Source organism: Flavobacterium sp. FPG59 (assembly GCF_002150205.1).
Taxonomy (GTDB): Bacteria; Bacteroidota; Bacteroidia; order Flavobacteriales; family Flavobacteriaceae; genus Flavobacterium.
This window is the reverse complement of record NZ_MTCA01000069.1, coordinates 1-15,090: the sequence shown is the minus strand read 5'-3', so window position 1 is coordinate 15,090 and position 15,090 is coordinate 1. Positions and strand designations below refer to the sequence as shown.

Here is a 15,090-nt window from a genome sequence, read left to right as displayed (position 1 = left end):
TATATGACTTATGTGTTTCAATATTTTTTAAACCATTAAGGATTTAAGAAAAGTTAAGGGTTTGCCTAATAATTAAAAAACTTATATGGCTTATATGTTTAAAATGAACATTTCACAAATTTGAAACCTATCATTATGCAAAAAATAAAAACAGCTCTATTGTCTTATGGAATGTCAGGCAAAGTATTTCATGCTCCTTTTTTAAATTTTCATCCAGGATTTGAGCTTATTGGTTCTTGGGAACGCAGTAAAAAATTACTACACCAAGATTTCCCAGCTTTAAAAAGCTATGCTTCACTAGCGGAGGTTTTACAAGATGATATAGATTTAGTTGTTGTGAATACGCCTGTGGCCACACATTATGAATATGCAAAACAAGTACTAGAGGCAGGAAAACATGCTATAGTAGAGAAAGCTTTTACGACAACAGTTGCTCAAGCAAAGGAGCTTGCGGCTATTGCCAAAGATAAAAATGTTAAATTGTCTGTTTTTCAAAATAGGCGTTGGGACAGTGATTTTAAAACCGTTCAACAAATTATTTCAGATAAAGTATTGGGTAAAATCATGGAGGCTGAGATTCATTTTGATCGGTACAATCCGCTTTTGAGTCCAAAGTTACACAAAGAAACAGTTTCTGATGGATCAGGAATTCTCAAGGATTTAGGGCCTCACATTATTGATCAAGCATTGTGTTTGTTTGGTTTGCCAAATTCGGTTTGTGCTGATATCCGCATTACGAGAGAACATTCCTTGGTAGATGATTATATTGATTTGTTGCTGTATTATGCTAATTTTAGAGTGCGTCTAAAAGCTGGTTTTTTTGTTCGGGAAGCCAATCCTGCCTATGTTATTCATGGCGAAAAAGGGTCTTTTTTAAAACCGCGCGGTGATGTACAGGAAGACGAACTGAAATTAGGATACCAACCAAATTTAGAAACTTGGGGAACGGAGCCAATTGAAAAACAAGGTTTGTTGCATACCGAAATTAATGGAGAAATTATTCGGGAAATTGTACCTACGCTTCAGGGTAATTACTATGATTTTTTTGACGGTGTTTACCATTCAATTGTAAATAATAGTCCAGAACCAGTCACCGCACAAGAGGGCGTACACGTCATGCAAATTATTGAAGCGGCACTACAAAGCAACGCTCAGAAAAGAGTAATTGATTTGTAGTAAATCTTTTTTAACTTTCATTTCATCAATTAAAACGTTCGTTATATTTTCAATAAGCGATGTTGATGTACTTGAATTTATAAACAATAACGTTGTAATTTTTTTCAAATAGGTTGTTTCAACACAGCCAATCATTGCTTTTTGTAATTTTGGCCTTAAAATTAAAAACAATCATTTTGATAGACTTACAATTTCTTGGAAAAACAAGAACTAAAGCCAAGCTAAAAAAGAGTTACACACAAGCAAAAGTTTCTTATTTAAATCGCATACGCTGGGCAGTATCTGTATTTTACTTCGGGATGGGGTTGTGCTTTGCTACCTGGGCCAGTAGAATTCCAGATATTAAAACGAGTTTGCATCTCAGCGAAGGAGGATTAGGAACCATTTTGTTTGCTTTGCCACTAGGGCAACTTATTGTTATGCCTTTCTCTGGTAAACTAGTCACTCGTTTTGGGAGTCATAAAGTTTTAATAGTTGCATTATCCATGTATGTAGTGAGCATGACAAATTTAGGTTTGGCTACAGCCGCATGGCAATTGTCATTAGGATTATTTGTTTTTGGAATTTTTGGAAACCTGTCTAATATTGCGGTCAACACACAAGGCGTTTATACTGAAGGATTGTTCAAGAGAACCATCATGGCTTCCTTTCATGGTATGTGGAGTTTTGCAGGTTTTACAGGAGCATTAGTAGGTCTAGCCATGTTGTCCTTGCAACTCACGCCCTATATTCATTTTATAATTGTAGCTGCGCTAGTACTTTTAATGATGTTATTTAACTTTAAATATTTGATAAAAGCCAAAGAAAAGATACAAACAGAACAGAAAAAATTATTTTCAAAACCAGATAGTTCCTTGCTATGGCTCGGTGTCATTGGGTTTTGCTGCATGGCCAGTGAAGGTGTGATGTTTGACTGGAGTGGAGTTTATTTCAAAGATGTAATTAAAGCTCCAGGACCGCTTGTTATCTTAGGTTATACTTCATTTATGATCATGATGGCTAGCGGACGCTTTATAGGAGATGCCATTATTTTAAAATTCGGACGCAAGGTAGTATTACAAGTAAGCGGAATTCTCATTTCATCGGGGCTTTTTACAGCTGTATTTTTTCCATATGTGATACCAGCAACAATCGCATTTATGTTTGTAGGTCTTGGCGTATCCACCATTATTCCTACTGTTTATAGTGTGGCCGGGAAAACTCCTAATGTTGCGCCAAGTGTAGCCTTAACAACCGTTTCTAGCGTAAGTTTCCTTGGTTTTTTAATGGGACCACCTATAATAGGATACATAGCCGAGTTGTCTAGTTTACGTTTTTCATTTGCATTTATAGGTGTTTTTGGACTTTTGATTGCCGTAATGGTTTCAAGAATAAAAGCAATCAAATAAGGTTTTAGGAGCAGTCTAATTTTTTTTCTTAAGCAGTAGTATTCCTGCTGTACGCAGTATCTTTCCTGTCCTAAAAAAAGGACAGGAAAGGATACTTACTCCCATCAGGGCTATTCAGAAGAATTTATTTTCATCAGAAAAAATATTATTTTTTTTGATAAAAATGAATATGTTAATATTTTTTTAGTACTTTTAATATTATAATTCTTTCAATCAATATGATAAGTACGTCGCCCAGTTGCTAATACCACACAAACTGTAGCGTTTTTCAAAGTTTATACCACGTTTCCAAAATTCACATTTAATTTTTTTGTTGTTGTCCTACAGAAGGATAATAACTAGTAATGATTTTAATTCAGCTGTTGCTCGTGCAATGGCTGAATTATTATTACTGTTTTTTTGACCTTAAATTATTTGATGTTGAATTTATGAGTAAACTGTACTACCTATTGTTTTTTATCTTTTTTTGGAGTGGCATTCAAGCACAAGAAAGCACTGGTTTTTTTGGTAAAATAATCGATTCAAAAACTCAAAATCCCATTCCATTTGTTGTAGTTAGTGTTCAAAACACATCCTTGATGCAAGTCACAGACAAGGAAGGCAAGTTTGTTTTTGAGGGCGTTCCACGTGGGACTATTTTGGTTTTGGTTCGCAGTCAAGGTTATAAAGATGGCTTATATCCGCTGGAGATAACAGCCGGAAAAATGGTAGACTTGGGAAATATTAGCCTTCAAGACGATCAATCTTTAGACTTGCAAAGTAGCATTATCACATTAATGGATAGTGATTTTAATGATGATAACAGTTCCTCAGAAAGTACCTCAGGATTACTGCAATCATCTCGGGACGCTTTTCTACAAGCTGCCGCTTTTAACTGGGGACAAGCTCGATTTAGAGTACGTGGTTTAGATAGTGAACACTCCACGATGATGATCAATGGGGTTACCATGAATAAGGTTTATGATGGTAGACCACAATGGGGTGAATGGGGCGGATTAAATGATGCACTTCGCAATCAAGAGTTTACCTTAGGAACAGCTCCTTCTGATTATACCTTTGGAGGCATCCTTGGAACACAAGAAATAAATACGAGAGCCTCTATTTATAGACCAGGAACTAGAATTACATTTTCTGGAACCAATACAAACTACAATTGGCGTACTATGGCTACGCATGCGTCTGGTATGAGTAAAAAGGGTTGGACCTATGTGGTTTCTGCTGGGAAACGCTGGGCTCAAGAAGGCTATTTTGAAGGAACAAATTATGATTCGAATTCGTTTTTTGTAAGTCTCGAAAAAAAGTTAGGAAGTCAGCATGCTCTTAACCTTACTGCTTTTTACACACCAAATTCTAGAGCTAAAAATTCGCCAAACACTGATGAAGTAACGCAATTAACTAATCCTACATACAATTCATACTGGGGTTTTCAAGAGGGTAAAAAACGAAATGCTCGTGTAAAAACCATTGAGGAACCTATTTTTATGCTCAATCATTATTTTAAAGTCAATGATAAAACAAATTGGAATACCAGTGTTTTTTATCAAATAGGTACTACCGCAAACAGCACCATTGATTTTCAAAATTCCAATAGTCCAGATCCAACCTATTATAGAAAGTTACCTAGTTTTTATACCTCACTACACGCACCAGACGAAGGGGAGTTCTCAGGTGCATTTACTCCTGATTTTGATAATTCCGAAAAGAGCAAAGCTGCTTTTTTAGCTAATCCGCAACTTGACTGGAGATCTTTATACCTAGCCAATCAAACACCTGTTCTAGATGGAAACGGAAACATTACAGGTTATGAATCCACTAGGAGTAAGTATGTTTTATATGAAGATCAAGTGCAGGCCGAAACAGGGTCAGTAACAACAAATGTTAGCGCGGCATTATCTGAAAATATTTTCATGAACGTCGGAGCTTCTTTCAAGAAAATGAAATCTAATAATTCCCAGGTTTTAGTTGATCTTTTGGGAGGTTCTTATTTTAATGATATCGATGCTTTTTATGAAGGCAATCAATCACAATCTGATTTAAACAATCCCAACAGACAAGTAGGAGTGGGAGACAAATACGGATATAATTTTAATTTTTTCGCCACTGTTTTAGATGCTTTTACACAGTTTAAATTCTCATATAGTAAAATAGATTTTTATTTGGCGCAGCAGTTTTCGTCTACAAGTTATCAACGCGAAGGCTTGTATAAAAACGGTATTTACGAGACCAATTCTTTTGGTAAAAGTGATAACGTATCCTTTGAAAACTTTGGCTTTAAAGGGGGTTTAAGTTTCAAAATTTCGGGTAAACAAGTTTTGGTGTTAAATGCAGCTCACGCTACAAAGGCGCCTACTTTAAGAAATACGTTTGCCAATGCTAGACTCAATAACGCTATTGTAAATGATATAGAGAGCGAAACCAATAGTAGCGTTGATGCTAGTTATGTGTACCGTTCCCCAAAATGGAAAGCTAGAGCAACAGCTTACTTCTCGAAGTTAAGAAATGCTACTCAAATTTCGTTTTTTTATGCCGAAGGAATTTTTGATGACGGTGCAGGTTTTTTAAACACAGATGCCTTTGTAAGTCAAACGCTCACCAAATTAAATAAGAAAAATATAGGTGCCGAGTTGAGTTTAGAGTACCAATTGACTCAAACCATAAAAACCACATTTGCTGCTGCAGTGGGTCAGTATACCTTTGATAATAATCCAAAAGTTACACTCACAAATGATGCTGCAGCAACCCCAGAAAATAATGCTCCTGTTTTTGATTTTGGAAAAGCATCTCTTAAAAATTACAAACAAGCAGGAATGCCTCAGCAGGCGTACTCGCTGGGACTAGAGTACAGAGACCCAAAATACTGGTGGATCAGTGCCAATGTAAATTATTTAACAAACACTTACATTGATGTAGCTCCTATTTTAAGAACCGAAATTTTTTATAAAAATCCAGCTAATGGGTTTAATTTTCCCGAAGCTACAGAGGAACGCGCAGCACAATTATTAAGACAAGAAAAGTTTGATCCCGTAACCTTACTCAATATTATAGGAGGGAAATCATGGATCATTTATGGTAAAAATGTAGGTGTTTTTGCAAGTATCAATAACGTGCTCAATACAACCTATAAAACAGGAGGATTTGAGCAAGCCCGTAATGCTAATTTTAGAGAAATCAATCAGGATGTTAGTAGCGGTACACCCTCTTTTGGACCCAAATATTTTTATGGCTATGGCCGAACTTATTTTGTAAATCTTTATATCAATTTTTAATTCAAATCACATGAAATGTCAACGCTATCTTTTTATAGTTCTATTGCTGGTTTTATACAGTGGTTGCGTGCCAGATGAATTGCCTGCACCTAAACTTAACTGCAACCAGCCTACTTTAGTCACTAACAAATCAGTGAAGGATATTCATAATACTGCAAATGCTATTGTAACGCAGTACAAGTATGATGATATTATCGAGGCTTATGTAGTCTCTAGTGACGAATCTGGGAATTTTTTTAAATCAATATCTTTTCAAACCTTGGCAACAGCCACAACTCCAGCACTAGGTTTTAGCGTTCCTGTTGATGCTACAAATTTGTATATAGAGTATAGAGTAGGGAATAAAGTGTATATAAAGCTCAAGGATTTGTACACAGATATAGATTTTGGCGGGGTACGTATAGGGAACATATTTGTGAATTCGTACAATCAGGGCGGTGTGGGAAGATTGTCTCAAAATGATTATAAGAAAGTTTTACATGCTTCTTGTGAGACGGTAAAGGAAGAAGCACTTGTACGCACAGGAATGATGGAGGCTTTACTTAAAGATGAAAACTTAAACACTTTGATAGAATTTACAGAGGTGCAGTTTGCCGAAAATGCCATCGGGCGCAGCTATTTTGAAGAATCAAATAATGTAGGAGGTGCTACAAACTGGGGTTTGAATGATAAAATGGGAAATCAAGTATATGTAAGAACGAGTAGTTTTGCTAATTTTTCGTCAAAAATAATTCCGGATAAAAGCGGTAAAGTTCGAGGCATACTCACTAAATATGGAAATGATTTTCAGTTGTTGCCTCGTTCCGAGAAAGATATTGTATTGACAGCTCCTAGAGCAACTCCTTTTTTCTCTCAAAATTTTGATCAAGTGCCAGACAATTCCACTTTAAGTTTGCCAGGCTGGGGTAATTTTGTACAAGCTGGTTCTTTATTCTGGAAAGGTGCGCTATATGCAGGCAACGGCTTTGCTGAGTTTAGTATATCAGGAACTAGGGTCAACTCTAATATTGCATGGCTAGTCACGCCTAAAATTGATATGGATCAACATACAAAAGAGGTATTGACTTTTAGAGCAGCACAACATCGATTGGATATTGACTCACCACTAAATTCATTAGAGGTTTATGTCTCTACTGATTTTGATGGGTTGAATGTTGCCACCGCCACTTGGACCCGACTAACTGCAAACTTGCCCAAACAAGCTACGCCGTGGAACCAATTTATAGGCAGCGGCGCCATTGATTTATCAGCGTACAAAGGAAAAATTAATATTGCTTTTAAGTATACAGGGTCAGGGCGTAATTTAGCACTTGACGGAACATTTCAAGTTGATGATGTACAGGTTTTTGGTGAAAAATGATTTCTTTTAAATTTCATTCTTGAATTGCTATATTTGCAACAAAAATCAAATTTAAACCTATGAAATCTATAGTATTTGCCCTCATTTCTATTTTATTTGTATCTTGTTTAGGAGACAATGAAATAGCAAAACCTATTGACTACACTGCTCAAAACGAAAAAGAAATAGTAGATTATATTGCTAAAAATAAATTGAATGCTGTAAAAACAGGTACCGGATTGTACTATGTGATTAATGAGCCTGGAACTGGTGATCAGCCAAAAGCAACCTCAAACGTTACGGTAGCCTACAAAGGATATTTTACCAATGGATCTGTGTTTGACGAAAGCAAACCTGAGGGACTTTCTTTTGGTCTAAACCAAGTAATAAGAGGCTGGACAGAAGGAATTCCTTTTTTCAAAAAAGGTGGAAGCGGGATATTATTAATTCCTGCACATTTGGGCTATGGAAGCAGTTCAAACGGTCCTATTCCAGGAGGATCGGTACTGATTTTTGATGTGAAGTTGATCTCAATAAATTAAGAATTTCTTTCCATTGTCTAGTTGTCTAGTCCTGAAAAAGAGAAACCTACCGAAGTAGGTTTCTCTTTTTTTACATTTTACATTTTACATTTTACATTTTTGTTTCTTAATTCTTCAAAATATTGGGGTTAATATAAATCAAAACACAAAAGAATCATCGGTTTTTGTATTTTAGGGGTCCCAAATTGAAACAAAAACAAATGAAGACCTACCTTATTGCCCTGTTTATGATGGCTATGCCATGCCTAGTGCTCAGTCAAAACAGTACTACTGAGACTAAATTAAAAGCGATACACTCTGTAAAGACAAATTTCAAAAATTTAAAAGACGGTGAAATCATTCATAAAAACTACACTTTTAAAGATGGAAAGTTACTGAACATCAAGACATCTGATGTGATTCAAAGTTTTTTTTATAATCCAAAAGAACTCTTAGACATGACTGTAAAAGAGCGTGTAGGCAGCAACTGGAAAGAGGTTATAAATTATACGTACAATAACAACGATCAGCTGATTAAGTTTATCAAAAAGTACGAGGAAAATGGCGAATTAGTGACTAAAACGGTCAGTATTGCTTATGAAGGCTCCCGTGTAAAGGTAATTACTAAAAAAAGTAATTCGCAACAAGCCGTGGTTGACGATATAGAATATGTAGTTGAAAACGGAATTTTAATAAGACGTTCCACAAGAGACAGAAACCAACAAATTGTTAAGAAAGTAGAGTACCTTTATTTTAAAGAAAACCCCATACGCCACAAAGATTTATTGGGTGACAAACAAATAAAAAACTTCACCTTTGATGATAAAAATTCAGTAAACGCCTTGCTAGTTCAAAATATTTTTGGAACGCATTATAAAGTTATTGTACCTATTATTTCATTTCATGAAGAAGAATTTGAGTTTGAATCTATTGGCAATAACAATGTTTTGAATTATAGTTCCACTGCAGTAGATGCCGTAGGAAAAACAAGGAAGTACAAGTACAACACCTCAAATTTCCCAGTATCGTGTTCTCTTATAGAATCAAACGGAATTGTAAAAACTGAAATTAGCTATAGTTATGAGTAAGGCATCATTACAAACAAATCTATACACAAAAGGCTGTCCCGAAAGACAGCCTTTTCATATTTAATAATTACTTAATTACTTTTTAATCTCTATAATACTTATGGCATATCCACCACCCGGAGCAGCAAGTACATCTAGTTTAGAAGCGTTAGTAACTTTAACTTTTTTAATAGTATAGGCTTGCGGATTGGTTTTATAATGTGCGTCTTTAGCATCAGCATAAACGGTAGCTTCATAGGTTTTTCCTTTATCTAAAAAATCAAATTTTAGTGTTGCTGTTCTCGGCGTTTCACCATTTACGTTACCTACAAACCAGTTGTTGGTTCCTTTGGCTTTACGCGCAACGGTTACGTATTGACCAGGTTCGGCTTCAAGGTATTTACTATCAGACCAGTCAATAGCCACATCTTTAATAAACTGAAACGCATCTGGAAAACGGTCGTAATTTTCTGGTGTATCAGCAGCCATTTGCAACGGGCTGTACATAGTCACATACAAAGCTAACTGATTGGCAAGTGTACTATTGACATGAGAATTATTGTCTTTATTCAACTTATTCAAGTCCATTTCAAAAATTCCTGGGGTATAATCCATTGGTCCTCCTATTAAGCGTGTAAAAGGCAAAACCGTTACGTGGTTTGGTTTTGATCCTCCAAAAGATTGGTACTCCGTTCCTCTTGCCGCTTCGTTACCAATTAAGTTAGGATACGTTCTCGCAATTCCTGTTGGTCGAACCGCTTCATGAGCATTCACCATAATTTTATAATCGGCTGCTTTTTCGATAGCGTATTGGTAGTGGTTGATCATGAATTGGTTGTAATGATTCCCACCGTTTTCGATGATATCACCAACATAACCACTTTTTACAGCATCGTATCCGTTATCTTTCATGAATTGGTACGCTTTGTCTAGGTGGCGTTCGTAATTGCGCACTGATCCTGAAGTTTCGTGGTGCATGATCATTTTCACGCCTTTTTCTTTAGCATAAGCTTGCAAACCTTTTACATCAAAATCAGGATAAGGCGTCACAAAATCAAAAACATAATCTTTTAAATGACCAAACCAGTCTTCCCATCCTTCGTTCCATCCTTCAACTAAAACTCCATCAAAACCATGTTTAGCAGCAAAATCAATATATTTTTTTACGTTCGCATTGTTCGCACCGTGCTTGCCGTTTGGTTTTACTTTTGAGAAATCAGTAACACCAAGTTGTACGGTTGGCAACTCATCGGTGTAAGCCCAAGAACTTTTTCCAGTAATCATTTCCCACCAAACACCCACATATTTCACAGGCTTAATCCATGAAGTCTCTTTGATCTTGTTGGGTTCGTTGAGGTTCAATGTCATTTTTGAAGCTAGAATATCTCTAGCATCATCACTCACGATGATGGTACGCCATGGCGAATGTTGAGGTGCTTGCATGTAGCCTTTATCACCTTTAGCATCAGGAGTTAACCACGATTCAAAAATCATGTTTTTATCATCCAGATTCAAGTGCATACAAGAATAATTAATCAATGCCGCCTCATGAAGATTGATGTACAATCCGTCAGCCGTTTTTAGCATTAATGACGTTTGTACTCCTGTATTCGAAAATGATTTTTGAGATACATTTGCAGTAGTTGCTTTCTCTGTCAACCCTCTAATTTCGGATAGTTTAGAGGTAGTATAATCGTATTCTTGTGTGTCATAATCGCCCGGAATCCAAAATGCAGTATGATCACCTATCATTGCAAATTGGCTTCTTTCTTCTTTGATTACAAAGTAAGTCAAGTTTTTTTGCGAAGGAAATTCATAGCGAAAACCCAATCCGTCATTGAACAAACGAAAACGAATAATCATTTTACGTTCCGTTTCTTTTTGCTCTAAAGTAACAGCTAGTTCGTTGTAATTATTTGTTATGGTGGCAACTTCGCCCCAAACAGGCTGCCAATTTTCGTTAACAGTACTTGTTTTTTGATCAACAACCGTGAAATCATTCAGTAATGATTTCTTGTCATTTTTCAACTCAAGACCCAATTTACTAGTTTTAATTACCGCTTTGTTTTTATAGGTCAAGCTATAGGTTGGTGTTCCATTTGCTTGTAGGGCAAACTCCATAACTAATTTTCCGTTCGGAGATTGCAATTGCTGCGCTTGTATCGTGCCCAAAAACAGGAAACAAACTACGGTTGTAAAAAAGAATTGCTTCATTTTTTAAATAAAATTTTAAAAATTAATGTTTCGATTTTCATTTGGCAAAAGCCATTCAACAATGATAAGCCTGATGAAAACCCCTTAATTACAAAAGTAAGTCCTTTATTTTTTATTTTTAAAACAAATTGCATTTAATGTACTTGACCTCGTTTTTGATTTTTTTGAGATTTAAATACGAACTAAAAATTTCCTTTGGCTTGACCGAAGTTACATTCTGTTCAAACGTTCTTTTTTTATAATCAGATAGCTTCATAAGTCGCTGACAAATCCGTAAATTTGTAGCTTATTCAATAACATGTTAGAAACAGAAGTAATCAATTTCGAAAAAACCGCTTTAGTAGGTATCGTAACTCAAAATCAAAGTGAAGAAAAGTTAAACGAATACCTAGACGAATTAGAGTTTTTAACCTACACCGCTGGTGGAGAGGTAATCAAACGCTTTTCGCAAAAAATGGAGCGCCCTAATCCCAAGACGTTTGTTGGTACCGGAAAAATAGAAGAAATTCACCTTTTTGTAAAAGAAAATGGTATTTCGACCCTAGTTTTTGACGACGAATTATCGCCGTCACAACAAAAAAATATATCTAAGATTATCACCGAATGTAAAATTCTAGACCGTACCCACCTTATTCTAGACATTTTTGCACAACGTGCCGAAACCTCTTATGCTCGTACCCAAGTTGAACTGGCACAATGTATTTATATGTTGCCACGTTTGTCCGGATTATGGACGCACTTAGAGCGACAAAAAGGGGGAATTGGAATGCGTGGACCTGGTGAAACCGAGATTGAAACCGACCGTCGTATCGTACGTGATCGCATCTCGTTACTCAAAGACAAAATCAAAACCATTGACAAACAAATGGGCATACAACGCAGCAACCGTGGCGCTATGGTTCGTGTGGCGCTAGTTGGGTATACCAATGTTGGGAAATCTACTTTGATGAATGCCGTGGGTAAAAGTGATGTTTTTGTAGAGAACAAACTTTTTGCAACGCTAGATACTACCGTGCGTAAAGTGGTTATCAAAAACTTGCCTTTCCTGCTTTCGGATACCGTAGGATTCATCAGAAAATTGCCTACGCAGTTGGTTGATTCCTTCAAAAGTACACTTGACGAGGTACGCGAAGCCGATTTATTGCTGCACGTAGTCGATATTTCGCATCCAGATTTTGAAGATCATATCGAGTCGGTAAATCAAACCTTGCAAGACATTAAGGCGCATGACAAACCCGTGATTATGGTGTTCAATAAAATTGACGCTTACAAACCGCTAGTCATTGACGAAGACGATTTGATGACCGAAAAAACTCCTAGACACTTCACGCTAGAGGAATGGAAAGCCACTTGGATGAGTAGAGTAGGAGAGCAAAACGCATTGTTTATTTCGGCCACACACAAAGAAAATTTCGAAGAATTTAGAGAACGCGTGTACGAGTCTGTGCGCCAGATACACATAACCCGTTTCCCGTACAACAAGTTTTTGTACCCAGATTACAATGACGCCATTGAGAAAGACGAGGAACAAGACCATGAATCCGAAATAGAATAATCGTTTCACAACCTTATACCAAATCCCTTTTGCATTTCAAGAGGGATTTTTTTTGGGCATGCCCCAGCTTTCACTAGCGTTGCAGCTGCGTCAGGCTGTTCGCTATATCTTTTTATGCCTTTTAGGCTACTAGCCTAAAAGGTATAAAAAGGATGCCGCTTCCATCCTTCATGCAGGGCTTGGTGGTAATTATTGACGTTTAGGATTTTTAGACTATTTGTAAGAAAAAATTAATATATTTGAGAATCAATACAATGCGAATGTCATCCAACTTTCGATTCAAAATTGGGATGGATTTGGTTGAATTTGCAGCTAGTGACGTATTAGTTGTCCATAATACTACAAAAAAATAGAGATTATATGAAGTTAAAAACAAATTATGTATTCTTTTTTATCTTTTTAATTCATTGTTGTACAGGGTTCTGTCAAAAAAATCAATTTATCCCAAAAGATTTTATTGAAACAATACCACCAAAATTTGAGAGTGAGGAATGGTATAAATTAAATAATTCTCACAATGAATTTGGTGTAAAGTTTCGCAACGGAAAAATTGAAATTGAAAAAACTAAAGAAAAGAATAAATGCTCACTTAAAATTAAAGATGGAACACTTGTGGGAATGGATGGTGGAGAATTTGGGGGTCAATTAATTTTTGTACCAGATGATAAAACTAAGAACACAATAAAAATTATTAATAAAGGAAATGTAAAATATATTTTCAATTATAAGGGCAAAAATTATTTCATTCTTGGATATGCTCATATGGGTACTAGTGAAGGTGCACTATATGAACTTGAAAGAAAAAACAAAGGTTTTACATTTAAACTGCTTTTGGATTTTGGAGATGCTCCTCAAGCATTTACTATATACAAAGACAAATTTCTAGTTGCTACATATGGTAGTTTTTTTACAATCCAGAATTTCAAAAAAGAGCTGGTTTTTGAAAAAATATTTTGGAATGGTTTATATCCTAACTCAATTGCCGTAGTTGATGATAAAAATGTATTCGTTGGAATAAGAAGTGGAATAGTGAAAATTGATTTAAAAGAAAAATCCTTTAAATTTTATAAATATGCGAAGTAAAAAGCATTGTTATAAGAGTTAAAAACGGATTTGGTCAATCGGCTTTGTAACTGGTATGGTTTACTTCGGCTATCGTTATCGCTCAAGTTATAATCTGAAAATAAGGTTAAGTTTAGTAGCAAAATTGGGATAGAAGTAGAACTTTTGGCGCTATTGAGTAAATAATTCGCAAATAAAATGATAAGATGAAAAGAAGTATTAAGATATTAATTTTAGGCACTCTCATATTCACATTATCGTGTAATGATAGTCGTAAACAAACCTCAAAAAAAATTATTCGAGAGTTAAAAAATAATGATACCAAGAATGAGGATTTGTTATATAATACCAAACCTGAAGATATCTTAAAGGATTTTATGACATGGTATAATTACCATTATTATAATATTCATTTAGCACAAGACTTTATCGCTTTAGATACAAATTCTACAGTTTTAAATAAGACTCAATTTTTGGATAAGTTACTTACTGGTAATTTTATAACTATAAAAACAGCTTTAAAAGACGGTATTCCAACGTATAAGTTATTTATACCTGCTGTTAAATATCCTGAAATTGCTTCCGTAATTATGCAATCAGTTTCATCTGAGATTTCAAATTATAAAATGGAAGGCAAGAGTCTACCCGATTTTAACTTTACTGATTTGAACGGAGTTGGGTATAACAAGAAATCAACAAAGGGTAAAATTATTATTCTAAAATGTTGGTTTATTCATTGTAAAGCTTGTGTACAAGAATTTCCCGAACTAAATCAATTAGTAGATAAATTTAAGCAAAACAAGAATATCATATTCCTAAGTTTGGCAAGTGATAATAAAAAAGAGTTAATTGATTTTCTTAAAAAAAAGCCTTTTAACTATGCCGTTATTCCTAATCTGGATATGAAGTACATGGAGCAGTACTTGGGCGCTCGTCAGTATCCTACACATCTTTTTGTTGATGAAAATGGTACAATTCAAAAAGTTGTAAATTCGGTCGATGATTTAATTGTGTTTTTAAGAAAGGTTAATTTAGAAAAGGTATCCAAATAAAACTAAAAAGGATTCAGGTTCAGCCTAAAAAAATGATTTTATATTTTAGATAGTTTGCTTCGTGTATCAGTTATTGCTCAGAAGAGAAATCTAAGAGATGCGATTTGCTTTAGTTGCAAGCCAGGACTAACGATTTTTCAATTTGTGAGTATATAATTTTTATAAATGATTACAAAAAAACAGTTAACATTTACGGAGGTAATATTTCGATTTGTTGTATCAGTAAATGTTTTAGAAACTGGTGACTCAATACATTTAAATAAGTAAATCATTATTATAATATTTTGTGAGAGATAAACAAACCCAAAAGAAAAGTGAAAGGAGAAAAATCAAGAACAGAGAAAAGAAAATAGAGCAAATACATTACCCTCTTTTAATTTTCGCTATGATTTTTTGTGTTATAAATTTAGGTTTTTTTGAAAGTAAAACCATTGGAGGTGACTACAGATA

General features: G+C 35.1%; 10 protein-coding genes. 9 read left to right on the top strand and 1 reads right to left on the bottom strand.

Annotated elements, in window-relative coordinates:
* The first annotated feature begins 135 nt into the window (after positions 1–135).
* From FPG59_RS08210 to FPG59_RS08185, 6 genes are all read left to right on the top strand, one after another.
* Positions 136–1,176 (top strand): Gfo/Idh/MocA family oxidoreductase, encoded by a 1,041-nt coding sequence (locus tag FPG59_RS08210; protein ID WP_086454132.1) that lies wholly within the window; start codon positions 136–138, stop codon positions 1,174–1,176.
* Between the two features lie 176 nt (positions 1,177–1,352).
* Positions 1,353–2,564 carry an MFS transporter gene (locus tag FPG59_RS08205; protein ID WP_086454134.1) on the top strand — a complete coding sequence of 404 codons (1,212 nt, stop codon included), beginning with the start codon at positions 1,353–1,355 and terminating at the stop codon, positions 2,562–2,564.
* A 428-nt stretch (positions 2,565–2,992) separates the two neighbouring features.
* On the top strand, positions 2,993–5,830 hold the full coding sequence (locus FPG59_RS08200; protein ID WP_086454133.1) for a TonB-dependent receptor: 2,838 nt from the start codon (positions 2,993–2,995) through the stop codon (positions 5,828–5,830).
* 10 nt (positions 5,831–5,840) lie between these two features.
* Positions 5,841–7,190, top strand: coding sequence for a DUF5689 domain-containing protein (locus tag FPG59_RS08195; protein WP_086454131.1), 1,350 nt, complete (start codon positions 5,841–5,843; stop codon positions 7,188–7,190).
* A gap of 59 nt (positions 7,191–7,249) precedes the next feature.
* Positions 7,250–7,711 carry an FKBP-type peptidyl-prolyl cis-trans isomerase gene (locus FPG59_RS08190; RefSeq protein ID WP_086454130.1) on the top strand — a complete coding sequence of 154 codons (462 nt, stop codon included), beginning with the start codon at positions 7,250–7,252 and terminating at the stop codon, positions 7,709–7,711.
* A gap of 200 nt (positions 7,712–7,911) precedes the next feature.
* Complete coding sequence (locus FPG59_RS08185) at positions 7,912–8,778, top strand: hypothetical protein (RefSeq protein WP_086454129.1); 867 nt, start codon at positions 7,912–7,914, stop codon at positions 8,776–8,778.
* Between the two features lie 75 nt (positions 8,779–8,853).
* On the opposite strand, the gene FPG59_RS08180 is transcribed toward FPG59_RS08185, so the two are convergent.
* Complete coding sequence (locus tag FPG59_RS08180) at positions 8,854–10,971, bottom strand: glycoside hydrolase family 97 protein (protein WP_086454128.1); 2,118 nt, start codon at positions 10,969–10,971, stop codon at positions 8,854–8,856.
* 298 nt (positions 10,972–11,269) lie between these two features.
* On the opposite strand from FPG59_RS08180, the gene hflX reads away from it, so the two are divergent.
* From hflX to FPG59_RS08165, 3 genes are all read left to right on the top strand, one after another.
* Complete coding sequence (gene hflX / locus FPG59_RS08175) at positions 11,270–12,526, top strand: GTPase HflX (protein WP_086454127.1); 1,257 nt, start codon at positions 11,270–11,272, stop codon at positions 12,524–12,526.
* A gap of 360 nt (positions 12,527–12,886) precedes the next feature.
* The gene (locus tag FPG59_RS08170; protein WP_086454126.1) at positions 12,887–13,609 is read left to right on the top strand and encodes a hypothetical protein; all 723 of its coding nucleotides are present in this window, start codon (positions 12,887–12,889) and stop codon (positions 13,607–13,609) included.
* 185 nt (positions 13,610–13,794) lie between these two features.
* Positions 13,795–14,640 carry a TlpA disulfide reductase family protein gene (locus tag FPG59_RS08165; RefSeq protein ID WP_086454125.1) on the top strand — a complete coding sequence of 282 codons (846 nt, stop codon included), beginning with the start codon at positions 13,795–13,797 and terminating at the stop codon, positions 14,638–14,640.
* Positions 14,641–15,090: the final 450 nt, after the last annotated feature.